Origin of the sequence: Blautia marasmi (assembly GCF_900258535.1) — a bacterium.
GTDB classification, from domain to species: Bacteria; Bacillota; Clostridia; order Lachnospirales; family Lachnospiraceae; genus Blautia; species Blautia hominis.
In genome coordinates this window covers 1667767-1693029 of record NZ_OIWX01000001.1, presented here as the reverse complement: position 1 = coordinate 1693029, position 25263 = coordinate 1667767, and the positions used below count along the sequence as shown (strand labels likewise).

The following is a 25263-nucleotide window of genomic DNA, read 5'->3' as shown; positions in this document are numbered from 1 at the left end:
GTATAATGAAAGTAACCATACTTTTATATAACCGCAAAGGGGGTTCTTTTATGAAACTGACTTTTATAGGTGCGACTCATGAGGTTACGGGAAGTTGTTATTTCCTGGAGGCGGCGGGGAAGAAGTTTTTGGTGGACTGCGGAATGGAGCAGGGACCGGATCAGTATGAAAACCAGGAGATCCCGGTGGCAATGTCTGATGTGGATTTTGCGCTGCTGACCCATGCCCATATTGACCACTCCGGCAATTTCCCGCTGGCTTATGCAAAAGGATTCCGGGGACCTATTTATGCGACCAACGCTACCTGCGACTTGTGTGACATTATGCTGCGTGACAGTGCACATATCCAGATGTTTGAGGCAGAGTGGCGGAACCGCAAGGCACAGAGAAACGGACAGCCTGATTTTGTACCCGCATATACCATGGAGGATGCTCTGAATGTGATCAAACAGTTTGTGGGGTGTGAGTACAGCAGAAAAATCCAGGTTGCGGACGGCATACAGGTGAGATTTGTGGACGCCGGGCATCTTCTGGGGTCCTCAAGTATTGAGATTTGGATCACAGAGGAGGGTGTGGAGAAGAAGATCGTGTTCTCCGGAGATATCGGCAACCTGGACCAGCCGCTTATAAAAGATCCGGAATATCTGGACAGCGCGGACTACGTGGTTATGGAATCCACCTATGGTGACAGGAGTCACGGTGAAAGACCTGACTATGCCATGGAATTAGTGAAAATTCTGAAAAGAACCTTTGACAAAAACGGAAACGTGGTGGTGCCTTCCTTTGCTGTCGGCAGAACACAGGAAATGCTGTATTTTCTCAGGCGGATCAAAGAAGAAAATATGCTTCCCGAATACCCGTATTTTGATGTGTATGTGGATAGCCCCCTGGCTGTCCAGGCCACCAATATTTTCAAAGAGCATTATACGGACTGCTATGATGAGGAGGCCATGGACCTCATAGAGAAAGGCATCAATCCTATAGCATTTCCGGGTTTGAAGCTCTCCATCACCAGTGATGAGTCAAGAGCCATCAATATGGATGACAGCCATAAGGTGATCCTGTCGGCCAGCGGTATGTGTGATGCGGGACGTATCAAGCATCATCTGAAACATAATCTTTGGAGGCGCGAGTCCACCATTGTATTTGTCGGATACCAGGCTGTAGGTACACTGGGACGGGCGCTGCTGGAGGGCGCCACAGATGTAAGACTGTTCGGTGAGGATATCCATGTCTGCGCGGACATTGTGAGACTGCCGGGTATCAGCGGCCATGCGGATGATGCGGGACTGATCCGCTGGGCATCCGCTTTTAAGGAGAAGCCCCAGCGTGTCTTTGTAACACACGGGGATGACCAGGTATGTGATCTGTTTGCGGAAAGGCTGAAAAATGAACTGGGCTACAATGCCATGGCGCCTTTCAGCGGCACGGAATTTGATATGCTGGCAAATGAATTTGAGAAGGAAACCGTTGGAGTTGTCATCAAACATGCGAAGGAGAAGGCAAAAGCCCGCAAGGCTTCCGGTGTTTATGCAAGACTTCTTGCAGCAGGCCAGCGGTTAATGACGGTTATCCGTCATAATGAGGGTGGTGCAAATAAAGACCTGGCAAAATTTGCAGACCAGATCAATTCCATGTGCGATAAGTGGGACCGCTGACAGCCAGGGACAGCGGAAGAAACTATTTTACAGAGAGAATGGGGGATTCTACATGAAAACAAGCGAAGACGTGAGAAAACTGTGTGAAGAAAAGCAAATCCGTATGATAGACTTTAAAATGACGGATTTAAACGGACGGTGGCGCCATTTGACCATTCCGGTGGAACGTTTTGATGATGACATTTTTGTCTATGGAATCGGATTTGACGGTTCTAATTACGGGTATGCTCCTATAGAAAAGAGTGATATGGTATTTATTCCCGACCCGGACACCGCTACCGTGGACCCATTTGCAGAGATTCCCACACTGACCATGTGCGGAAATGTCTGCACCATCGGCGCTGATAAGAACCTGCCCTTTGACCAGTATCCGAGAAATGTTGCGCTCAAAGCAGTGGAATATATGCAGGAGGAGCAGATCGCGGACCGGATGGTGATCGGGCCGGAATTTGAATTTTATCTGCTAGACCATGTAAGCTATAGCGTTACACCTCAAAAGTGCAGCTACAGCATTGACACCAGGCAGGCGGAGTGGAACAGCGGTATAGATAATGGACAGAACAACGGCTATCAGGTTCCGTATCAAGGTGGATATCACGCAGCAGCGCCCCAGGACGTGGGATATAATCTCAGAAGTAAAATGTGTATGCTCCTGGAGGAGTGGGGTGTCAAAGTAAAATATCATCACCACGAAGTGGGTGGCCCGGGCCAGATGGAAATTGAGGTTGAGCTGGGTGACATGGTGGAAATGGCAGATAAGACCATGATCGTAAAATATGTTTTGAAAAATGCGGCTGCGGCAGAAGGCAGAACCGTCACATTTATGCCGAAACCCATTCACAAAGAAGCCGGAAACGGTATGCATGTGCATATGCTGCTCATGAAAGACGGCGCTCCCATCTTTTACGATAAGGATGGATATTCAGGACTGAGCGACACCGCCCATTATTTTATCGGCGGCCTGCTCAAGCATATTGCCTCCCTGTGCGCATTTACCAACCCATCCACAAACTCCTTTAAACGTCTGGTGCCCGGTTATGAAGCACCTGTAACTATTGGATATGCAACGTCAAACAGGAGCGCGGTCATCCGTATACCGGCTTATGCCAAGAAACCGGAAGCCAAGAGATTTGAACTGCGCAACCCCGATGCCACAGCAAATCCATACTATGCATATTCTGCCATTCTCATGGCAGGCCTGGATGGGATCAAGAATAAAATAGACCCGCGTGAACACGGATGGGGCCCCTTTGACTGTAATCTGTATTCCCTGTCGCCTGAGGAGCAGAAAAAGATACAGAGCCTGCCCCGTTCCATGGGAGAAGCTCTGGAAGCCCTTGAAAATGACCACGATTATCTCACCGCAGGCGGTGTCTTCCCGCAGCGCCTCATTGATATCTGGCTGGAGAAAAAGAAAAAAGAGCTGCAGGAAATCGAACAGATTCCAAGCCCCTCAGAATTTAAATATTATTATGATCTATAAATAGCAGTAGCACAGGCGGGATTTTATTGGGATTCCGCCTGTGGTGTAAGAAAAGGTTTAGACTGGATTTGGTTTACATAATTATGCGAAACGGAGGTACAGCATGGAGAATACGGGAAACCAACCCAAACGTTTCTGCAGAAAGTGTCTTCTTCAGGATATGGATGAAGGGCAGTATTTTGATGACATGCGTAAATACATTGAAAATCTGGATGAGGAATTGAAGGTCTCCTCGCAGCTCTATGACCGGAGACTCGCATTTTGCAGGGAATGTGATCATTTAATAAGCGGAATGTGCAGAATCTGCGGATGCTTTGTGGAGATGCGGGCTGTCATGAAAAAGAACAACTGTCCCGGGATTCCGAAGAAGTGGTGAGAAGGAGGACGCAGCATGAGATTTGAAGAGGATTATATCATGAGGATAATTAAGGATATGATCAAGGCCCTGGCCTGTGTCATCTTTGGAAAGAGATTTACAGAGTATGAGGTGGAGGAAGAAAAAGCAGATGACACGGATTTTCTCTACCGCGATATCATTGAGATGGCAGACAAGGGAAAGATCAATGAGGCGGAAAACATACTCCTCACAGATATGGATCAGACTGACAAACGATACATGGAGATGGCCATGAGCTTTTATCTCCATATCAACCAATATACAGATGAATTTCTGGCTGCAAACGGCTACAGCAGACAGGAAATCCTGGACGGCGTGGAAGCGCTGGCAGCGGCCAATGGTATCGAAGGTCTGGAGGAACTGTCTGAGGATCTGTATTTGGACGGCCCTTCCGGACAGGAAGAGCGCTAATACCATAGCGACAGCGGTGAGGCGTGGTAGGAATTTAATACGGAAGCATTGAGCGGAAATCGTCACTTTATAAAAGTTGGCGATTTTTTTGTACCCCAAAGGGGATGCCTCACACCCGGTGCGGAGCCGGCAGAATTTATTAAAAAAATACAAAATACCTCTTGACACATTATACTATGCAATGTATAGTATAATGCATAAGGAGGCGATACGATGGATACACAGCTAAAGAAGGGCTTTCTGGAATTCTGTGTTCTTGCGGCATTATACAAGAATGATTCCTACGGATACCAGATCATTAAAGACATATCCGTATGTATTGAAATATCAGAATCAACCCTGTACCCCATATTAAAACGCCTGGAGGCAAACGGACGTCTGGAAACATACTCAGTGGAGCACAACAGCCGCCTGCGTAAATACTACAGGATCACCGAAGGGGGAAAGGAACATATCCAGGAGTTTTTAAATGACTGGCAGCAGGTAACAGATATATATGATTTTGTGAAGGGAGCAGTGGAAAATGAAGAAGGATGAATTTATAAGCAGTCTGGAGCGGCTGCTGCGGAGCCTGAAAAGGGAGGAACGGAATAGATTCCTATCCTATTATTCAGAGATGATCGCGGATTATATGGAGGACGGATGTGAGGAGGAGGAGGCTGTGCAGCGGATTGGGAATCCCGGCGAGATAGCACAGGAAATCCTGTCAGACAGAGACGCCCTGCCGCCGAAGCCCACACCCAAGTGGATGAAGGCAGGTGTTATTGCATTATTAGTCCTGGGGTCTCCGCTTTGGGGAAGTTTGGTCCTGGCGGCTATCTGCTGTGCGCTTTCAGCCGTGATCATGGTATTATGTGCCTATGTAATTATCTGGTGTATTCCCTTTTTATTCGGCGTATTTAGTGTGTCCAGTCTTTTTTTAGCCCTGGTAAGCACAGTAGGTTCTGCAATATTGTTGTTCCAGGATAGTGCCACAGGTTTGGTGCAGATGGGACTGGGAATTCTGCTTGCAGGCGTTTTTTTGGTAACCGCACTGCTTACCTGGGAAGTAGGTAAAAAATTTGTAGTGGTTACAAAAACATTCAGCAGATGGCTTGCAGGACTGTTTCAGAAAAAGAGAGGTGTTAAAGCATGAAAATGAAATCTTTTAAAAGTAAGATCCTGTTGGCTGGCGTTATTTTTATGCTGGCTGGAGCAGCTGTGGGACTTGTGGGATTTGGAATGACCGGATTTGAACCTAATAATTTATTAAAATGGAGTGAAAACAGATGGTACCAGACCATTCACTATCAACAAGGGAATTTCCATATAGGTATAAAGCTGAGAGAGGGAGTCTATATCACCAGCTTTGGCTCTTTTTAATGGCTGTGAGCATCAGTTTTCCATGTTCTTATAATAGAAAACCGCAAGCTGCGTCCTGTCACGCAGACTCAGTTTATCTAATATTGCACTTAAATAATTCCGCACAGTGCCTTCACTGAGGTAAAGGCTCTGTGCGATTTCTTTATTATTCAGGCCTTTTGCCACCAGCTCAATGACATCCATTTCCCGTTCTAATATCCCATATCTGCTAAGATCCATGCTCCCGGATCGTTCCATCATTTTCGGGATCCTGGTAACAATTTCGCTGCCGAACACACTCTGCCCGGACATGACGGAGTGCAGAGCCGGAGCAATGGTCTCAATATCCTGTTTGATCAGATAACCCTTGGCACCAATGCGCAGAGCGCGCACAATGTACTCGTCGTCTGAAAAGGTGGTCAGGAACAGGATCCTGGCCTCCGGATGTTTTTCCAATATCTCAGCCCCTGCATCCAGACCGGAAAAGTCCCCCATCTGAATATCCATAAGCAGAATATCCGGCCGCATGTCCTCGTACAGACGGACAGCCGCCTCCCCGCTGTTTCCGGAAGCACATACTTCAATACCCGGCTCTGCCTGCAGGATCGTTTTCAATGAAATGCAGACAAAAGGGTCATCATCAACAATAATAACTTTCATATCAATACCTCACTTCTGTTATCCGGATTATTTTGAAACCTGCTCGCTCTGTTTGGGAATCGAAATAAAAATACGGAACCCGTTCTTGTTCTCCGTCCTGAAAATGCCGTGAAAATCCTCCACTCTCTCCCTCATATTCATAAGTCCGATACCGCCGGAACCGGATACGGCTGTCTGGGTACCATTGTCCTGGATGATGAGCTGGTAGAAGCCGGGATGTTCCAGCACAGAGACAGAAGCTTCTGTTGCATTGCTGTGCCTGGAAATGTTGGACAGGGCCTCTCTTACAATGGCGATCACGCAGTATTTCAGCTCTTTGGACTCAATCTTGGCGTTGTAGTCCAGTGCCGCGGGACAGAAGGTAAACTCCCGGGTCAGGCGTGAGAGCACCATCTGCAGGTCCACAGATTCCTCATACAGATTGTGCACACTGCTCCGCACATTGTTCATAGCATCATCCAGTGTGGATTTAACAGCAGAAAGCTGTGCGGCCAGCTCCTCCTGTTCTTTCCACACAACCTGCATGGCCCGTATCTGGAAGAGGGAACGAGTGAGCAGATGACCTACATTGTCATGGATCTCCCTGGCGATCCGGTTTCGTTCGGTGAGGGTTGCCAGTTGGATCTCATACTCCTGTTTCTCCAGAAGTTCCCTGTTCCTCTGTTCCAGATAAAGGGATTCCTCACGGGTGCTGTCCTGGGAACTGTGAAATTCCGTCATCATCTTTTCATATTCTATCGTCCGCCGGGAGATGTAGACTGCGAGCAGCCCTGTCATAAGGTTCAGAAAAAAGGCCGATACCGTGAAATTGTGAAAATGGTACAGGTATGCCGGGAACCAGACAAACTGCAGAAGCCTTTTCCGGGAACGCTGGCAGTCATAGTAAATGACCGGAAGAAAGACTGCCAGACCGGGGTAGAACAGGGAGACAGCGATGCAGATCCCACACAGGAAATCCCGGGACCGTTCCCGGTCCAGATAGGAAATGAGAGCGGTTACACTGAGTGATAAAAGCAGGGCTGAGATAAGAGGAGTATTAATAGCATAGCCTGCAAGATTCAGGGTGCAAAATATAAAAATAAAGGATTTATCCCACAGACGCCTCATATGTACGCCCCCTTTCCCGGAGTGTGTCTTAAGATTTATCAATGCTTGTAGTAAGAGTGTATCACAGGAGCGCGTAAAAAGTAAGGTGCCGCAGGAAGAAATGACAAATGTCATATACAGCGGCCTGTATTCATGACACTGCTCACTGTCAGAGGCGGAGCAAAATTGGTAGAATGAAGGCAGATAAGAAAAAGGGGAGGAAGACCTATGATTATAGAAGTAAACAATCTCGTAAAACGGTATAAGGATCTGGTGGCTCTGGACCATTTTAATCTTCAGGTAAAGAAAGGGGAGATTTACGGTCTGCTCGGGCCAAACGGCAGCGGCAAGACCACTGCCATCAACTGTATGCTTGCCCTGCTCAAATACGATAAAGGGGAAATACGGCTTTTCGGAGAGACCATGGCGCCGGACAACCGGTCGGTGAAACAGAGGATCGGTGTTGTGATGCAGAATGTGGCAGTGTTCAATGAACTGACCGTTTATGAGAATATAGACTATTTCTGCGGCATGTATGTGCCCGAAAAGACGAAAAGAAAGGCTCTGGTAGAGGAGGCTATGGAATTTACGGATATGAAAGATTTCAGGAAATTTCTGCCCAGAAAACTCAGCGGCGGCCTTCTGAGGCGTCTGAATATTGCCTGCGGTATTGCCCATAAGCCGGAGCTGATCTTTATGGATGAACCTACGGTAGCGGTTGACCCGCAGAGCAGAAACAGCATTCTGGAAGGTATCAAAATGCTGAACCGAAACGGTGCCACTGTCATCTATACCACCCACTATATGGAAGAGGTGGAGCAGATATGCTCCCGCATCATGATCATGGATAAAGGCAGGGAGATTGCTTCCGGCACCAAAGAGGAGCTGAAGGGCCTGATCCGTACAGGTGAGAAGATCACCATAGAATTATCAGAACTTCCGTCAGAGATCATGGCGAAAATGCAGAAAGTGGAAGGTGTACTGGAAGCGGAATATGAAGGGAATCTTTTGAAGGTGCAGTGTGAGAGCGGAGGCCACAGCCTCATTACGCTGCTGGATATTCTGCGGAAGAACAAAATATATTTCGGCAGGATATTTTCAGAGCCGCCTACATTAAACGATGTTTTCCTGGAGATCACAGGAAAAGAACTGAGGGATTAGGGGGGATGGATATGTTCTGGAATATTTACAGTAAGCGTTTACTCAGTTCCATTCGGAACAAGGATCAGCTGATTTGGATTTGGGCCTTTCCGCTCATCATGTCGACCCTGTTTTATTTCTGCTTGTCAGCCGTGTCACAGTCAGACAATTTGGAGCCTGTTCCGGTGGGTGTGATCACGGATACCGCCTATGAGGAAAACCAGATGTTCAGTCAGGTTCTGGAACAGGTGGGCAGCGGGGAGGATGCCATACTGAAGGTGACGGAATATGCACAGAGGGATAAAGCGGACAGTGCGCTGGAGAAGGGAGACATTGATGGATATATCCTTATCAGGGAAAATACCCCTCAGCTTGTGGTAAAGCAGGACGGCATGAATCAGACAATCCTGAAAAGCTTTCTGGACCGTTATGTGCAGACAGAGGGAAATATAAGGGCCATAATGGAAAAAAATCCGGGATATGCCCTTGATCTTGAGGAGATCATGGGAGGAGATACCCTTACAGAGGAAATATCTCTCTCCTCACAGCCCTATTCCCCGGTGATAAACTTCTATTATGCCCTGATCGCAATGGTATGCATGTACGGCGGTATGCAGGGGCTTACAAGTATCACATATCTGCAGGGAAACCTGTCCGCTCTGGGAGCCAGGCGCATGATGGCGCCTCTTGGCAGGATCCGTGTGATCTTCTACGACCTGCTGGCAAGCGCAACAGTGCATATGATGAGCCTGCTGTTTCTATTATTTTATATTACGGTTATTCTGAGAGTGGATTTTGGGGACCGGCTGCCGCTTCTCGTTCTCACGTGCCTGGCAGGCACTATCCTGGGTGTGGCGTTTGGTACGGTTGTAAGCTGCCTGTCTAAACTGGGGGAGAATATGAAGGTTGGAATTCTGGTATCCATCACTATGGTTTGCTGTTTTGGGGCAGGTATGATGGTTTCAGGCATGAAATATATTGTGGACCAGAATATGCCTATTATCTCCTGGCTGAACCCTGCGGCAAGGATATCAGATGCCTTCTACTGCCTGTACTATTTTGACGACTATCAGAGATACTGCCAGAACATAGCTGTGATACTGGCAATGGCAGCCGGAATGTTTCTGTTGTCAGCATTTTCTTTAAGGAGGCAGAATTATGAGAGTATTTAAGGCATGTCTGTTGGTGATCAGACGCAGGATGGTCATGTTTGCCACTTATTTTATCATATTTATCGGCGTATCCATTATGCTCTCACAGATTGGCAGTCAGAGCTACAGCAGTGTATTTGAGGAGAGCCGCCCTACGTTTACAGTGATAAACAGAGATAAAGAAACAGCCTATACGGAAAAAATGATGGATTTTTTAAAGGAGCATGGAACTTATGTGCCTCTTGAAGATGATCTGGAAGCCATTCAGGATGCCAGATTTAACGAGGCAGTCAGCTATATCCTGATCATCCCGGAGGGGTTCCAGGATGCCCTGAAGGATGAGAAACCGGTCAGATTACTGGAAAATAAGACACAAGATTCCGCCAGTGGATATCAGATGAGTAGTTATGTTAACCAATATTGGGGTTATATACAGACCAGGGAAAAGATAGAGGAGAATCCGGACAGAGAGAAAATTGCAGATGAGGTATCAGAACTTTTAAACAGCAGTGTCAGCGTGGAAAAACGCCAGTATTTGAAGACACAGCCCGTTTCCGAGGGATTTAAGGCTCAATATCAGGTGGCGCCGTATATCATCCTGGTTATCTGTGTTCTCTGCATTACCTCCATATTCCTCAGCTTCCAGAGGCCGGATATCCGTATGAGGAATCTGTGCGGGCCTTTGAAACCATTTACACGGCTGTGGCAGATGGGACTGGGATGTGCATGTGTTGGGATCGTATTCTGGATAATACTTACCGTTGCGGGACTTTTCCTATATTACGATTCGGTGAAGGACATGGATATCAGGATCACAGGTCTGATCCTGCTGAACAGCTTTATCATGCTTTTGCTTGCTATGGCAGTCTCGGTGCTGGCATCCCTCTTTGTCAGGGATACGAATATGCAGAACGCGGCAGCTAATATACTGGCCCTGGGCCTGTCTTTCCTGGGAGGCGCATTTGTGCCCATCAGCATTATGGGGGACGGTGTTCTGAAATTTGCCAGATGCCTGCCCGTATACTGGTACGAAGAATGTTTGGATGAAATCAGCGGTCTGACCGGATTCGGCATGGAGAATCTGCTTCCGGTGTGGAAGTGTATGGGGATCCTTCTGGGATTCACAATAGCAGTCCTCTGTGTTACGCTGGCGGTAAATAAGCAGAAAAGCGGTGCGGAGGAGTCCTTCGGAACCACAAAGACAGAGATAGAGATGTAACGGTAAAGCCGCCGGTTTTCAAAAGAGAAGACCGGCGGCTGAAAGTATGTATGCGGCTGTAAGGAGGATTACAAGTCCGCCAGCGTTCAAGGCCAGAAAAAGCAGCAGATAGGAATGAAAATCCGCCTCCTCGGTCTTGAGATAAAATTTCATGGAGATCAGGCTTGCCAGAGAGGCGATGGGAGTTCCCAGGCCGCCCAGATTAGTACCCACCAAAAGGGCCTTCCAATTCTCCGTAAAGGAAGACAGAAGCACAGCAGCGGGGACATTACTGATGATCTGGCTGGAGAGCACAGAAGTCAGCATACCGTTTTTTGTCATACACGCGGACAGAAAGGAGCGCATGGTTTCCATTCTGCCAAGATTTCCGGAAAAGACGAAAAAGCATACAAATGTTGCCAAAAGAAAATAGTCTACGTTCCCAAAGATGTCCCTGGAAAGAAGTATAAGGCATACAATAACGCACAAGGTCAGGGCCTGATAGGGAAGAACATGGAAGATAGTCAGCAGGCACAAAAGAAAAAGAACCGTAAAAACAGCCAGAAGCCGTGGATGCTCCAGAGGGGAGGATTCCTTAAAATACACCCTCACTGGTTCCTGACGCACGAACCGGATACAAAAAAGAAGCAGAATAAGGCTTATGGCAGTGAAGGGCAGCATGGTGAGAAAAAACTCCCCCATTCCCAGCCCATATCTGGAACAGAGAAAAAGGTTCTGGGGATTTCCGGGGGGAGTAGCCATACTTCCCAGATTGGCAGCTATGGTCTGCAGCACAATGATCGGCGCAGTATGTCTGTCCTGTTTGATAATATGCAGTACCAGGATGGTGAAGGGAACAAAGGTGAGGAGCGCCACATCATTTGTGATCACCATGGAGCAGAAAAACGGCAGCAGTACCAGGGCGAGTGCAAGCCCCCGCATATGGTTCTGGGCACCCAGGAGTTTTTCGGCCAGTATACGGAAAATACCGCATTTCTGAAAACCTGCCGTCACAGCCATGAGACAAAACAGGAGGCACAGGGTGCGCAGATCTATATAGCCCGCATATTCGGCATCAGGCTTTACAGCCAGCATGGAAAGCAGAGCAAAAAGGAGCGAGATACAGAAAACCGTCTCCTCCCGGAGTATTTTATATAGAAAGGACTTCATCAATATCCACCTCATAAGAAAAGCCGTCTCCTGCGGGAAACCATAAAATTGGTCCTTGGCAGGATGCGGCTTTTATTTTCTGATAAATTTTCAGTCTCAGGCATTTTGAGCTTTTATAGATTCCAGAGCCAGTGCAAGCTGATCCGGGCAGGATGTACCGCGTCCGCCGCAGTCGGTTCCTTTCAGGCGTTCGATGACTTCGTCAACCTTCATGCCTTTAACCAGACTGGCAATTCCTTTGGTATTGCCATTGCATCCCCCGTTGAATTTTACAGATGAGATCGTATCTCCATCCAATTCAATTTCGATAGAGCGTGAACATACGCCTCTTGTCTTATATACAGTCATATTATAATCCTCCGTTTTGTATTATCTGCGAATAATTATAGCAGATATGCGTGGAAAAGAAAATAGGGATTTTGCGGGGAGGCAGGGATGAGGAAAGCAATTGTTACTGATCACTCTGTGTCCAGTAACACGCTTCGCGATGCACAGATATGGAGCATTCTGCCCCATATCGCGCTGGCTGCCTCGGGATTTTCATGCGTTATACATTCAGCCTGCAACAGTTTTTGCTGCCAGACTATTTCTTAAAATAACAGAAAAAGGTTATATAAACTTAATTGACTTTCATTTATATATCATGTAATCTGTAATAACAGCGGAAAACAGGACCGCTGGAGGTAATTTCTTTTACAGTGCAGCTTCTCTGCATTGAGGCATATCGCCGCTTATTTCCAACACTTAAAATCTATAAGGATCCGGAGGTGATGCAAATGGCAGTATTTTTGGGATTGCATGTTAAATAAAAGTTTGCTAAAATAAAGGAGAGATATGTATATGGGAGAGATTGCATATCAGAACAAGGATATTGTATCTAAAATCCTGGGAGATGGGATGAAGGAAAAATCCTTTTCCGTATACGGGATACCTATGTCAAAAGTAAAAGAGGTACTGCCCGTCAACCTGCCCGCAATAGAAGCAAATGAAATGGCGACAGATAATCTTTTCAAACTGGAAGACAGCAGCTATGCGGTCATAGACTATGAGAGTACATTTTCAGAGAAAAGCAAGATCAAGTACGTGAACCACATAGCCCGGATCGTGAAAAAATATGGCAGTAATATCCGGTTGAGGATGATTGTCTTATGCACATCCGGAATCCGCCATATCAATGCTGTGTTGGATGTGGGATGCCTCCGTCTCACGGTGGAGCCGGGATATCTGTCTTCTATCAATGCGGAAATCATCTTGAAGACTGTCAGGGAGAGAATAGAGAACAGAGAAAAACTAAGTGATACAGAGGTCATGCAGCTCATCATCCTACCCTTGACAGAGGAAAAGAAAGAAAAACAAAAGGTGGTTTTAGAGGAAGCAGTAAACCTTGCCAAAAATATACAGGATGAAGAACAGCAGTTGTTTGTTCTGTCAGGCATCATCACATTTTCCGATAAGATCATAGAACCGGAGTTCGCAAGACAAGTAGAGGAGTGGATTAGAATGACGAAGGTAGGTAGACTGTTTGAAGAAGAAAAACAGCAGGCAGTGGCAGCAGTGATGGATCTGTTAGAGCAGGAGAAAGCCATCACGGAGCAGGAAAGAGCCAAGAAGAATCAGGAATCATTAAAAGTTGTTTCACTTAAACTGCTCCTGAAAGGTAGTTCACCCCAGGAAGTTTCAAAAGCCACTGGCCTTTCACTGGAGGAGGTAAAGGAATTACTCTCTTGAAACGACAATATCTTGAGTTTTAATAAACTTATAAGCAGAGCACTTAGATTTTGAGGTACATTTTGCAATTTTGTGATGCTGAATCGATATACAAAACAGAGTCCCGGCGCCCTTGGACCACAAGGGTTTAGGGATTCTTTTTTACTTTCTGGTAATATTTATCGCAAAAAGAGCAAAGGTTTCCATTTCTACTGTTTCTCTGCCATTCAACAGCCCGGAAAGGGTCAGTGAGGCCACTCGGTAAGGATTTATCAGGCAACTAAGGAGTTGAAATATTGAAACTGTCCCACTGCGTGTACAGAGAGTGAAGGAAAAAAGTGCTTGAGTTTATGATTAACCGATCACATTCAACCTTCTGTGGTCGTTGGGTTGTCTTATCTGCTATAAATGGTGCATCGCGATACATGTTACGGTCATGGAGTGAATGGTAACCAAGATATGATTGGTGTACATTATATATGGAAGAAACAGACATGAATGAAGGATACGTTCATCTTGTAAGTTAGTTATTGTGTATTCTGGGGAACCGGGCACAGCAATTTAAGTTATGTAAACTTATGCTGGAAGCTTAATAAAAAATTAAGAAAGTGTGAGAAGGGCATTTTAAGCATAAAATGCTCTTTTTGTGTGCTATACAGAGACATACCCATTGACATATATCCAATATTAGTAATATGATGGGATTAAAGTATATTTAGGCATCATACATGAAGAAAGTGAAGGGCAAAACAGGACATGGCGCAGAAGAAAAACAATAACCAGGGTTTTACGCTGGTAGAATTAATTGTTGTGATCGTAATTATTTTGATACTTGCCGCATTAGCTGTTCCATCCATAACCCGTTATGTGCAGAAGTCAAAGGTAGCAAAGTGTGCGAATCAAAGGCATGAGTTGGAGACACAGTTTCAGATCATGGGAACAGATGTGCCGGAATTGGCACTATGTACATTGACAGATGAAGCACAAAACTTATTAGGAGGCAATGCATTAGATTACATGGTTGAGAAGGGATATTGTTCTGAGGATATTACCACTTGTTGTGTATATAATGAAAAGTATGAGCTTGAGATATCTATGGAGAATGGTCAGCAGTATGTTGAATTTTTATGTGCATGTGTAGATAGTGTTAAGGGATATGTATCTATATGTTCAAAATATTATAATGAATTGAGTCATAGCGGGAAAGATTCAATAGATAGAAAAGAAGTGATCAAGAAGGTCATGGATGAAAAAGGGAGCTTATTGAAGGTATCAGATTCCATTGCGAATAAGACATCATTTGCGGATAAGGAGTTGTATTGGAAACCATATTATGTTTCAAAGGATGAGATGGTGTTGTTTGCCAGCCCTGACAATACATCATCACATGCGGAATGGAAATCATATTTGATATACGTGAATGGAGACATTTATCAGAGTATGGCAATTGACCAAGGAAAACCAGGGCCTACAGTTATATCTGATATGTTTAGGATACATAACAAAGATTACCCAGAATATCCTACTATTGAAAAATACCTTGAAGTTAAAGGATTTGAGAAAGTAAATAAATAATATTAAATTTTTTTACCTCATGGACCAAATGCTTGTTTGTTAACCGAACTGCACTTTTGCAGAGGCTAAAAGCATTGACAAACCATTACACAAATTATAAAATTAAAACAAATATATTTTAGGGCTATAAAACAAGCGGAGGCGTGCAGACAAATGGGAGAGAGTATGATAGAAGTAAAATTACCGGTGTTAAAAGTGCACATGTTGGGAGGCTTCTCCATGGAATATGGCGATAGACCCATATCCTTCCGCAGAAATACAGCAACCAAATCAATGAAGCTGCTTCAGATCCTTCTCCACTGCGGTGAAAATGGAATTGCCAGGGCAAAACTGTTAGAGAATCTGTACGGAAGGGAGGAATTGGCGGATGTATCCAACAATTTAAGGGTAACTTCACACCGTTTGAAAAAAATGCTTGTGGATGCCGGCCTTCCAGAGTATGATTATATACAGATTAAAAGTGGAATCTACCGCTGGAATGCGCCTATGGAGGCAGAGGTGGATGCCCTTATGTTCTCACACCTAGTTGAATTAGGAAAAGCGGAAACGGATGAAGAAAAGAAAATACAATATTTCTGTCAGGCCTGTGAAACATACCACGGTGAATTCTTGCCGGGGCTTTCAGGGGAAGACTGGGTTTTGCTGGAGAGTGTGCAGTATAAAAAGAAATACACCTATGCTTTGGAAGAAATCTGTGATTATATGATCAAACAAAGGGAATATGAGACAGTATTAAAATTATGTGATACTGCCAGTGAACTTTATCCTTTTGATGAATGGCAGTCCGTGCAGGTGGATTGTCTGATGGCCTTGAACAGATATAAAGAAGCAATCCAGATTTATGAGGATACGGCAAAACTGTTCTTTGAAGAACTGGGAATCAGCCCTTCTGAAAAAATGATGAACCAGTTCAAGGAAATGAGCGCTAAAATGAGCCATAAACCACAGGCGATCAATGAAATCAAAGGCGGACTGAAAGAAGATGAGGAGGAGGACGGTGCGTTCTACTGTAACCTTCCAAGCTTTCGGGATGGATATCGTCTTGTGCGGCGAATCATTGAGCGAAGCGGCCAGTCCGTTTATCTTATGCTGTGCACCATTACAGATGGCAAAGGACACCCAATGGAAAACAAAGATAAATTGACAGCCATGTCCGATGAATTGTATTATGCAGTTAAACATTGTCTGCGCAGGGGAGATTCCTTTACAAAATACAGCCCCACACAGTTTTTGATTCTTTTGGTAGGAACCAACCAGGAAAACTGTGGAATGATTTTTAACCGTATTTCCCGCTATTTTGCCAGAGAACATAAATCATGGGAGCAACATCTGGAATACTATGTTTCCTCCATAGCTGATGTAGAGAATGACAAATCCAGGATCAGTTTCCGAAGCAATGGATTCCATTGGGATTAACAAAAAATTCCGGGAATGACGGGAGAGTGTGGACTATGAACAGAGAAGACAATATAAACATAAATGTATCCGCCCCAAACCTGATCAGTGTTTGTGTGGATACCAGCGACCATGGGGAATTCTCAGGACGCCTCTATCAGTGTTACGAGGAAGAACCGTGGCGTTATAAAAATGTGGTACAGCTCCTGCGTCTTATGGACAATCTTTACGATATAATTTCTTACCCTCAGGCTTCCACAGAAAGCCGGAGTTTTGTAAAAAAAGAAAAGGAACCCTCACAGAGGTTAGAAAAACGGGTACCTCAGGATGAAATCCTAAAACAGAATGGAAAAGTAGCTACATTTGTCATCTATGTCCAGTACAGACAGAATGCCACCTGGCAGGGTGAAGTGATCTGGAAAGAGAGAGGAATGAAACAACATTTCAGCAGCGCCCTGGAGCTGATAAAGCTCGTAGACAGTGCTCTTGGGGAATATGATATCTGACATGAATATGCCGCCGGATTGCCGGCGGTATTTTTTTGCCCTTTTTTAGACCGTTTCACAGGATTTTCACATTACCATTACACAAGAGATAAAGAAGAGAAAAAGATTTGAAAAAGTAATGCGTGTAATGCTTTTCGTAATGCTCCTTTCAGTACAATAAGACCATAGTTAAGCAAGAGTTAAAAACTTTACCCAAAGGAGGCGAGAGTGTTGTGAGTGGCAAAACAGTAAAAAAAGACAAAGGAACTTTTATTATAAAAATTCATGAATGTCAGAATGCCACATGGCAGGGCAGTGTCCTGTGGGTGGAAGAACAAAGGGAACAATATTTTCGCAGCGCTTTGGAATTATTGAAGATGATAGATGGAGCTATTGCCGGAATAGAAGAAGATATAGTAGAAGGAGGAAGCCATGAAAAGTAATATAAAGAAAAGAATATTAGCAGTTGTACTTTGCATGGTCCTGGTGCTCAGTACTGGCATATCTACTATGGCAAATGGTGAGGTATCAGTCGGAACGACCTCCACACCAGAAGATACAGCCAATCAGGAACCTGCAGCAGCAAGTGTTGAGGGAGAAGCAGTCGGGACAGAACAGGAACCTGCAGATGAATCTGCTGATCAGGATAAAGCCACAGAGACACAGGAAGAGATACCGACAGAAACAAATACACCGGAAAACACAGATGTACCGAACACAGATGAGAACAGCGTATCCGGTGTAACGGAAATGGTTGGTGGTAATTCATCTCAGGAAGGGACACCTGAGCAGGGAACAGAGGCAGGTAATGAGATAACAGAGCAGGAAACGGAGACTGTATCTGAAGCAACAGAATTAAAACAAGAGTTCACAGACGAGAACGGAAATGTTGTACAGCGTGTAACAGCAAACTTACCGGAAGGTGCATTTCAGGCAAGTGCTTCTGAAATCACAATGGAAGTAAATTACCTGGATGAAGCCACAGAAAATCATTTAAAGGATTTGATGACAAAAGCTCTTCCGGAAAACGATATTCTCGGTGACTACATACTTTATGATATTAAGTTTAAAGTGAACGGAGAAGTCACAGAACCTCAGAAAGAAATCACCATTATATTTGAGGGAAGCGGACTTCATATAGAAGACACAAAGAAAGCAAATGTTTTCTACTTTGACCCGGCTGACCCGGAAGTGCAGGATGACAAAGATGAGATCATTGAGATCATACAGAAGAATGAGATGTTAGAAAATCTTCAGAATGCAGGACAGAGCATTGAAAATATTGATGAGTATGATTTATCTGAGATTTCTATTAATACGGATGGAGTTGCAGAGAAGATTGAGATGGAAGGCAGAACTTCCACTATCTATGGATGCTACATAGAAGAAACCAAGTCTGAAGCGGTTCCTGATGAAGGGAAAGATATTCTGGAAGAAAATAAACAGAGTCAAACAATAAAATATGAAGATAAAGATGTAACGGTTACAGTAAGCGCAGAAAAAGAAGGTGTGATTCCTGAGAATATTAAACTTCAGGTTTTACCGATAAAAAAGGATACAACAGAGACAGAAGAACAATACAAGGAAGTTGAAGAACAGCTGAGCAAGAAAGCAGAAAGTGAAGATTACAAAATTGCCGGGTTCCTCGCTTATGATATTAGCTTCATCAACGACAACGGCGAAAAAATGGAACCAAATGGTGATGTGAAAGTTACTATAGATTATAAGGAGGAGGCGATTCCTGAAGGAATTGAAGAAAACTCAAATCTTGATGTCACAGTAATGCACTTAGAAGAGGATGGAAAAGGCGAAATCAAAGAAGTAGTTGATATGATTGGGGAGACCAGTAAGGGAGCAACAGTAGAAACTACAAATGATATAAAAGTAAGAAAGGCAGAGTTTATAACTGATAGCTTTTCAGCATATTCAATCACATGGCTCGCTGCCTCTTCAAATAAGACAGTAACAATTGAAAATGAAATTTTGTTAGACGGAACATTAACTGCTAATTATACAGGTGGAATCTCTAAAGATGTTACATGGTATAAGAGTAATACCCAAAATGGTGAATATTCTATAGTCGAAAGAATTCAATATCAAGGAGAGGCTTCAAATATTTCGGCTGATGGTACCAAGCTATATCCGGCGTTTGATGAAGGTGCTCGCAAATGGTATAAGGTCAAGATAAGCTTTAGTGATGGGATGTCAGTTACATCAGATCCGGTGCAGGTAGTATATTACGATGAACTGCAAAATGGTAGTTTTGAAAATCCAAAATCAGACGGCCATGATGGTAGCTATAGCGATAATAGAGATAGTCAATGGAGTAATAAAGCCTATGCTGATGCAGGCGGTGTATGGCAAACAACTGGTACAGGGCAATACAATAAATGGGGTCGTGATATAGAAGTGCCGTGGATATGGAGGGGGAATATTGAGCCGAGGTTTATGAGCGAAAATCTTTCGACAGCAGATGGTGAACAATTTGCAGAAATAAATTGTGAAGCGGCAGGAGCTCTTTATCAGGAAGTTTTGACTATTCCCGATACAGAATTAAACTATTGGTTTCACCATAGGGCAAGAAATGATAGGAGTGGAGATGTTCGTTATGAGTGGCCTAATCAGTATTATGGTACTACTTATGATTCAATGTATTTGGTTATTGCACCAGCGTCCCAGGTTCAGGATGTTAAGACTCAGAGTCAATTAGCAGCATACCTTAAAAAAAATGGTGTTATTATCGAAGGTAGTGATGAGCGCACTAAGAAGCCGGAAGAAGTAAATAATACACTTCTCGATAAAAATGGTCTATTGGTTGTAAATGTATCCAGCGATTCTAAAGATTGGCATCAGATTGTTGGTGAATACATACCAACAGAGTCCTTAACTAGATTCTTCTTTGTGTCAGGTGCAACTGCATCAGGGAATAATACGATTGGTAACCTCGTTGATAAGATTGGATTTTCGCAGGACCTTCCGCCAGTAGATGAAAATGAATTTTCAATTGAGATTGAGAAGAAATTTAAAGGGCTTGGTAATGAGGTATTGACAAATGTACAGAATAAGATTCAATTTGAGATTACTGCAAATAAAGCTGATGGCAGCGTACTGTCGGAACGGGAAATATTGGAACTGTTCGGAATGACTGTTATTAACGGGACGGATATGAAGCAATATCCTGACGGCAGCCTTCATTATAGTTTGAAAAATAAAAAAATTAAAAATGGAAGCCAATATAGAGTGACCATTAAAGAATTAAATGCCGAACTTTCCGATTATAGGTTAATATCAACTTCAAAGACAAAGGTTGTACTAGGTGAAGAAAAACCAACGGTAACTACGGGTACAACAAGTGCAGTAATAGAAAAGCTTAAAGGAAAAACAATTGCAAATGTAGAGTTTACTAACAGTTATGATCGGCAAGAAAATAAAAAAATAAATTTCACAAAGATTTGGGATGATAATAATAATGAATTTAACACAAGACCGTCTAGTCTGGATGTTACTCTAAAGGCATCTATCATTGTGGAAGAAAATGGGGCAACTGTAGAAAAATCTCTTGATGAGTATGAACAGACGGCTACATTAAACGAGGACAGTGAGTGGAAGACTACGTGGGAGGTTCCAGTATATTATGATTATCATGGTTCTAAAGTAAAAATCAACTATACAGTAGAGGAAGGTGTGATTAACAGTAGTTATACTTATGAATCGCCAAGTAATGGTATAGCACAAGCGGGAACCGGTGAGGATTATGAAAAAACAGACTTTAGTGGTGTAAGCAATAAATCGGATTTACCCCCCAATGTCATAAGCCGTATGGCGTCAGTGTCTACACTGGGTGCTGGGCAAAAGACTGCTACAGCGACGGGGGATAGCAGAGACTCAGGACTTGGTGAACCGGCGCACAATAAGTATATTGAGTACAACGAAAATACTGCTGAATATACCTTGAATCTGGATGTGACAGGAGCAAAAGGAAAGGCAAAAGGTGCTGACATCCTGTTTGTAATTGATACGTCAGGAAGTATGGGGACTAATTCAGATGGGAAGACAGATAGTACTTATAATAATTTACTTCCTAAGTTAAAAGAACTGTTGACAGGAAATGATACAGGGATTATTGATCGGATATTCTCCAGAGAAGGAAATGTAAATTCAGTTGCATACGTTTCATTTGCCGGTAAGTCCGAGACAAAAGTAAGTGGCTGGTATCAGACAAACGGAAAAGAAAACCTTAAAGAGGGAATAAATAAACTCAAAGCAACTGGTGGGACGAACTGGACATATGCATTACAGCAGGCATCATCATTGATGTCCAAGAGAGGTAATAGTAATAATGAAAAGGTTGTAGTATTTCTCTCTGATGGTAAGCCAACATATTCCATGGGATATAATAAACGGGGGCGGTATACAGAAATAGGGACCGGAAATTCAACAGAAGATTCATATTATGAAGATGCGGCAAGTGTTGTAAGGGGGTCAGAAGCATTAAGCGCCTCTAAAATGTATTCTGTTTATTTAACTCGTGGAACAAAGGTGGGAATGGAGACTTTCTCTGGGAAAGTGTCAAATTCTGAATTAGTAGATGGAACAGATTTAAAAACTGCATTGGATGGGATATTAAATAAAGTTATTCCGACTTATAAAAATGTTGTAATCACAGATACACTAAGTGAAAATGTAGTGTTTGCAGAAACAAGTCCGGCAATTACAGTAACGAAGAGAACAGCAGCTGGTGTTAAGACAACTTTAGGTAAAGAGGACTACAGTAAAGAAGTTAAGGATCATTCAGTTACTGTCACTTTATTAAATGGCGATTCCCTTGAAGACGGAGCAACCTATACTGTAAGCTTTAAGGTAAAGCCGTCAGAAAAAGCTAATGAAGAATATAGTAATATAGGCGGTGATTATCCCAATATAGGTGATGCTGGAACAGGTAATACGAGTGCAGGTCAAAAAGGATTCTATTCAAATGATAAAGAACAGACAACAGTTAAATATACAGTTAACAATGAAAACGGATCTGCCATATATCCAATGCCAGTAGTTCAGGTTACTACACATGAACTAAGTTATATGAAGGAATGGAAGCAGCCAAGTAGTGTTCAAAATCCATCTGGTGATGTAAAACTCTATGTTGTTTATACAGATGGAACAAAGAACACAATTACATTAACAAAAGTAAATGGATACAAATATACAGAAAAAGTACCTGTTACTAAAACAATCAGCAGTATTACGGAGGAGCCTATAGATGGTTACACTGCGTCCTACCAGATTACAGATGGGGGTACAAAGGCAGTTATTACAAATAGCTACTCCAAGGTGACAACAAATACTATAAAGGTAAAAAAAGTTTGGGATGGTGGTACTACACATAATCCAATTGAGGTAAGCCTTTATCAAAGTGCAGATGGTGGAGATGCAAAGATTTATGATACTCAGACATTAAGCGATGATAATAACTGGGAATTCTTTTGGTCTGATCTCCCTATGAAAGAAGGCAGCGCAAGTAGCGAAGTAGAATATATGTATGCTGTACGTGAGGAAAATTCTCCAGCAAATTACATCAGTAATATCGTATATGATTATACAGATAATATGACTATTGTTACAATTACAAATGTATACGATCCTAACTGCGCGGATGAAAACTACTATATTGCAAACGTTTTACAAACGGAAAAGGTAACGCTTGAAAAAACATGGAATGACAATGATAACGCATTGAATAAACGTCCTAATGCATTGGGAATAAAAGTATCGGACGGAGATGAAAAGAATGATCTGACTTTCTACCTGAGCGATACTAATTCTTGGACGAAAACCGTGACATTGTTAAAGAAAGTTGGCGTAACCTATACTGCTGAAGAATTGTTAGGCAGTGCTGGTGAGTTCTATGAGCGGGAAGGCATGAACACAACCACAAAAGAAAATGAAACAATATTTTCTTTTGTAAACAAGATAAAAACAACAAGTATTACTGTTCATAAGGAATGGAATGATGGTGATATAGATACAAGGCCAGAATTTATTTCATTTACCCTTCAGTATAGAGAAAGTGAAAGTGATATTTGGAAGAGGTATGGTATTTATAATATGACTGCTGAAAATATAGACAATGGCTCATCGTGGACTATGTTAATAGATAATCTGCCTGCCACATACGAATATCAAATCGTCGAAACAAATGTAGAATCTGGCTATAATACGAAGGTGACAACTTCAAGCAATGCATACACCATTACAAATACGTTAAACTGGAAGGTGATAAAGACAAGTACGCCGATTGGAGATAAGAAGGCTGAGCCACTCCCTGGTGCGGAGTTTGAATTAAAACAAGAGGAATTAGTAATTGCGACCGGAAAATCCGGGAGTGACGGATCTATTGAGTGGATACTTTCAGAGGATTCAACAGTTAACCTGAACGAACTTGATGGAGAGTACACGATTCATGAAACGAAAGCACCAGTCGGTTATGTACTTAGTGGAGATTGGACATTAGAATTTAGTAATGGCTTATTAATAACACTTGATGGAAAATCAGTGAAAGATTTAAGCAATTCTACAGATGGTATCGTAATTCATATTACTAATGATGCCATTTATGAACTCCCAAGTACAGGCGGTTCAGGGATTTTTGGATATATGATTGGAGGCGTATTGCTTATGATGGCAGCAGTCCTAATCTTATATAAAAATAAATACAGGGAGGTGCTGGAAAATTAGATAATATGAATGGATTTTTCAGCGGTCCCTGTACCGCTAAAGAGCGGATGGAAATCATATTAAAACCATTAAGAAAACAATGGGGTATAGCCCTAAAAAGAAAAGGAGAAAAGATATGAGTAAGATTAAAAAAGTATTAGCCATGTTATTAGCATTGGCGATGGTTCTGGGAACCACATTAACAACATTTGCAGCAGAATCAACAGATGGCAATGCAGAAATCAAAATCAACAATGCAGAGGGTGCAAGATTCGGAACAGTACAGGTAATTGAAGATGACGCTTCTACAGATACTGGTTGGGCGTTTGTAGATGGATATGCACAATACTTTACACAAGCGAATGCCTTTAATACAAATAATGAGCAAGAAATTATCAAAGGCATGATATATGCACAGAACCCAGGCGCTAAAGAAGCTGAAGAAATTGCAGGTTTTGCACATAAATATGCTGCTGCATTACAGAATGTATTTGGTACTATTAAAGATGAGACTGCAACCGACACTAATCCTATACCTGTTGAAAATGCAGGTGTTTATGTAATAAGAGGATTTGAAGGAGAAGGCGTTACATACAGCCCCATGGCAGCATATGTAGGATTTGACTATGACTCTGGAAAACCAAGTGGCATTTTGAATGCAGAAGAAATCAATGCCAAGAAATCTACAACACATGTTGAAAAAGAGAATAATGACGAAGATAAAGTAGTTGAGATTAACAAACCTGTTACCTATAAAGTTAATTCTATAGTACCATTTGTTCCTGAGACAGACACTAATAAATATTATAGAATTATTGATGAAATTAAAGGTGCAGCATATGAGTTGAAGGATAATACACTTGATGTAAATGTTGTCATTAAAGAAACCAAAGATGCAGAACAGTCAAAATATACACATACTTATCAAGTTGTGCCTACTACAACAACAGATAATAACCAGACATTTGAACTTAATTTAGACGAACTTTTGGTTGGAAACCCATATGCTAATATGTATATTGAATTAACTTATACTGCAATAGTAAAAGATATGATAGTTAATAATACTGTATATGCAGGTAAAGGTGAGAACGAGGGTAAAGATGTTTACGGTAGCAATAATGATAAATTAGTTAGTGGTACCGTTACTCTTACAAAAAAAGATGCAAATGATGATACTATAGTGCTTGCCGGAGCAGAATTTGTATTGACAAAAGTAGTAGGTAACGTAGTAAATTACGCCATAGTTGATGAAACAACAAAGAAGCTTACGGGATGGACTACAGTAGAAGAGGATGCAACAACTTTAGTAACCAAGGATGATGGAACAGTCACAGTAAACGGTCTTGAAAAAGGTGTTGAATATAAGTTCAAAGAAATTAAAGCTCCTGATGGCTATAGCATCAATGAAACAGATGCAACTGTAACTTGGGGAGATGTACCAGCTGAATTGGATAAACCTGTAGAAGGTATTTCAAAAATGTTAGATACAAAGCTTTCCTCTCTTCCTGGCACAGGTGGAATCGGTACAACAATCTTCACCATCGGCGGATGCCTCATCATGATTGTAGCAGCAGGTCTCTTCTTCGCAAGCCGCAGAAAATCTGCAAAATAATATAACCACAATCATTTATAACAATTAGCAACAAATCCAAGCAACAACAAAATGCCGGGGCGGACGGCCCGCCCCGGCAT

Annotated in this window: 22 protein-coding genes; 18 read left to right on the top strand and 4 right to left on the bottom strand. The window is 42.9% G+C overall.

All coding sequences use genetic code 11. From position 1 onward, the window contains the following. Positions 1–50 precede the first annotated feature (50 nt). The 7 genes from C6P39_RS07480 to C6P39_RS07450 all read left to right on the top strand — a co-directional run bounded on the left by C6P39_RS07480 (position 51) and on the right by C6P39_RS07450 (position 5311). Positions 51–1658 (top strand): MBL fold metallo-hydrolase RNA specificity domain-containing protein, encoded by a 1608-nt coding sequence (locus C6P39_RS07480; RefSeq protein WP_104803331.1) that lies wholly within the window; start codon positions 51–53, stop codon positions 1656–1658. A 52-nt stretch (positions 1659–1710) separates the two neighbouring features. Next, complete coding sequence (glnA, locus tag C6P39_RS07475; RefSeq protein ID WP_104803330.1) at positions 1711–3141, top strand: type I glutamate--ammonia ligase; 1431 nt, start codon at positions 1711–1713, stop codon at positions 3139–3141. 103 nt (positions 3142–3244) lie between these two features. Beyond that, on the top strand, positions 3245–3517 hold the full coding sequence (locus C6P39_RS07470; protein ID WP_104803329.1) for a DUF6171 family protein: 273 nt from the start codon (positions 3245–3247) through the stop codon (positions 3515–3517). A gap of 15 nt (positions 3518–3532) precedes the next feature. Next, positions 3533–3949, top strand: a complete 417-nt coding sequence (locus tag C6P39_RS07465; RefSeq protein ID WP_104803328.1) for a DUF6483 family protein — start codon at positions 3533–3535, stop codon at positions 3947–3949. 213 nt (positions 3950–4162) lie between these two features. Next, positions 4163–4486, top strand: a complete 324-nt coding sequence (locus tag C6P39_RS07460; protein WP_095176241.1) for a PadR family transcriptional regulator — start codon at positions 4163–4165, stop codon at positions 4484–4486. After that, complete coding sequence (locus C6P39_RS07455; RefSeq protein WP_095176240.1) at positions 4473–5084, top strand: DUF1700 domain-containing protein; 612 nt, start codon at positions 4473–4475, stop codon at positions 5082–5084. The genes C6P39_RS07460 and C6P39_RS07455 overlap by 14 nt, the downstream gene beginning before the upstream one ends. Beyond that, a complete protein-coding gene (locus tag C6P39_RS07450; RefSeq protein ID WP_095176239.1) occupies positions 5081–5311 on the top strand; it encodes a hypothetical protein in 231 nt (76 codons plus the stop codon). Before C6P39_RS07455 ends, C6P39_RS07450 begins: the two co-directional genes overlap by 4 nt. 12 nt (positions 5312–5323) lie before the next feature. Here the strand turns inward: C6P39_RS07450 and C6P39_RS07445 are convergent, their stop codons facing one another. Beyond that, the gene (locus C6P39_RS07445) at positions 5324–5950 is read right to left on the bottom strand and encodes a response regulator (RefSeq protein ID WP_095176238.1); all 627 of its coding nucleotides are present in this window, start codon (positions 5948–5950) and stop codon (positions 5324–5326) included. Between the two features lie 27 nt (positions 5951–5977). Further along, the gene (locus C6P39_RS07440) at positions 5978–7057 is read right to left on the bottom strand and encodes a sensor histidine kinase (RefSeq protein ID WP_158661486.1); all 1080 of its coding nucleotides are present in this window, start codon (positions 7055–7057) and stop codon (positions 5978–5980) included. Positions 7058–7264: 207 nt separating this feature from the next. On the opposite strand from C6P39_RS07440, the gene C6P39_RS07435 reads away from it, so the two are divergent. The 3 genes from C6P39_RS07435 to C6P39_RS07425 are packed head-to-tail and all read left to right on the top strand — an operon-like array spanning position 7265 to position 10546. After that, the gene (locus tag C6P39_RS07435; RefSeq protein ID WP_095176236.1) at positions 7265–8197 is read left to right on the top strand and encodes an ABC transporter ATP-binding protein; all 933 of its coding nucleotides are present in this window, start codon (positions 7265–7267) and stop codon (positions 8195–8197) included. Positions 8198–8208: 11 nt separating this feature from the next. Beyond that, the gene (locus C6P39_RS07430; protein WP_158661485.1) at positions 8209–9348 is read left to right on the top strand and encodes an ABC transporter permease; all 1140 of its coding nucleotides are present in this window, start codon (positions 8209–8211) and stop codon (positions 9346–9348) included. Beyond that, positions 9335–10546, top strand: a complete 1212-nt coding sequence (locus C6P39_RS07425; RefSeq protein WP_104803325.1) for an ABC transporter permease — start codon at positions 9335–9337, stop codon at positions 10544–10546. The genes C6P39_RS07430 and C6P39_RS07425 overlap by 14 nt, the downstream gene beginning before the upstream one ends. Before the next feature lie 18 nt (positions 10547–10564). Here the strand turns inward: C6P39_RS07425 and C6P39_RS07420 are convergent, their stop codons facing one another. Both C6P39_RS07420 and C6P39_RS07415 read right to left on the bottom strand, forming a co-directional pair. Further along, positions 10565–11710: an SLC13 family permease gene (locus C6P39_RS07420; RefSeq protein WP_104803324.1), complete on the bottom strand. Its 1146-nt coding sequence runs from the start codon at positions 11708–11710 to the stop codon at positions 10565–10567. Between the two features lie 81 nt (positions 11711–11791). Beyond that, the gene (locus C6P39_RS07415; RefSeq protein ID WP_095176232.1) at positions 11792–12043 is read right to left on the bottom strand and encodes a TIGR03905 family TSCPD domain-containing protein; all 252 of its coding nucleotides are present in this window, start codon (positions 12041–12043) and stop codon (positions 11792–11794) included. Between the two features lie 492 nt (positions 12044–12535). On the opposite strand from C6P39_RS07415, the gene C6P39_RS07410 reads away from it, so the two are divergent. The 8 genes from C6P39_RS07410 to C6P39_RS07375 all read left to right on the top strand — a co-directional run bounded on the left by C6P39_RS07410 (position 12536) and on the right by C6P39_RS07375 (position 25183). Then, the gene (locus C6P39_RS07410; protein WP_104803323.1) at positions 12536–13423 is read left to right on the top strand and encodes a hypothetical protein; all 888 of its coding nucleotides are present in this window, start codon (positions 12536–12538) and stop codon (positions 13421–13423) included. Positions 13424–13535: 112 nt separating this feature from the next. Continuing rightward, a complete protein-coding gene (locus C6P39_RS28700) occupies positions 13536–13667 on the top strand; it encodes a helix-turn-helix domain-containing protein (RefSeq protein WP_158661484.1) in 132 nt (43 codons plus the stop codon). A gap of 491 nt (positions 13668–14158) precedes the next feature. Continuing rightward, entirely contained in the window at positions 14159–14977 is an 819-nt protein-coding gene (locus C6P39_RS27740; RefSeq protein ID WP_104803321.1) for a prepilin-type N-terminal cleavage/methylation domain-containing protein, read from the top strand. Between the two features lie 219 nt (positions 14978–15196). Next, the gene (locus C6P39_RS07395) at positions 15197–16393 is read left to right on the top strand and encodes an AfsR/SARP family transcriptional regulator (protein WP_242986981.1); all 1197 of its coding nucleotides are present in this window, start codon (positions 15197–15199) and stop codon (positions 16391–16393) included. 35 nt (positions 16394–16428) lie between these two features. Further along, positions 16429–16878, top strand: coding sequence for a hypothetical protein (locus tag C6P39_RS07390; RefSeq protein WP_104803319.1), 450 nt, complete (start codon positions 16429–16431; stop codon positions 16876–16878). 212 nt (positions 16879–17090) lie between these two features. Then, a complete protein-coding gene (locus C6P39_RS07385; protein WP_095176225.1) occupies positions 17091–17300 on the top strand; it encodes a hypothetical protein in 210 nt (69 codons plus the stop codon). Then, positions 17290–23589, top strand: coding sequence for a DUF7604 domain-containing protein (locus tag C6P39_RS07380; RefSeq protein WP_104803318.1), 6300 nt, complete (start codon positions 17290–17292; stop codon positions 23587–23589). Before C6P39_RS07385 ends, C6P39_RS07380 begins: the two co-directional genes overlap by 11 nt. A gap of 115 nt (positions 23590–23704) precedes the next feature. Further along, on the top strand, positions 23705–25183 hold the full coding sequence (locus C6P39_RS07375) for a SpaA isopeptide-forming pilin-related protein (protein ID WP_158661483.1): 1479 nt from the start codon (positions 23705–23707) through the stop codon (positions 25181–25183). Positions 25184–25263 lie beyond the last annotated feature (80 nt).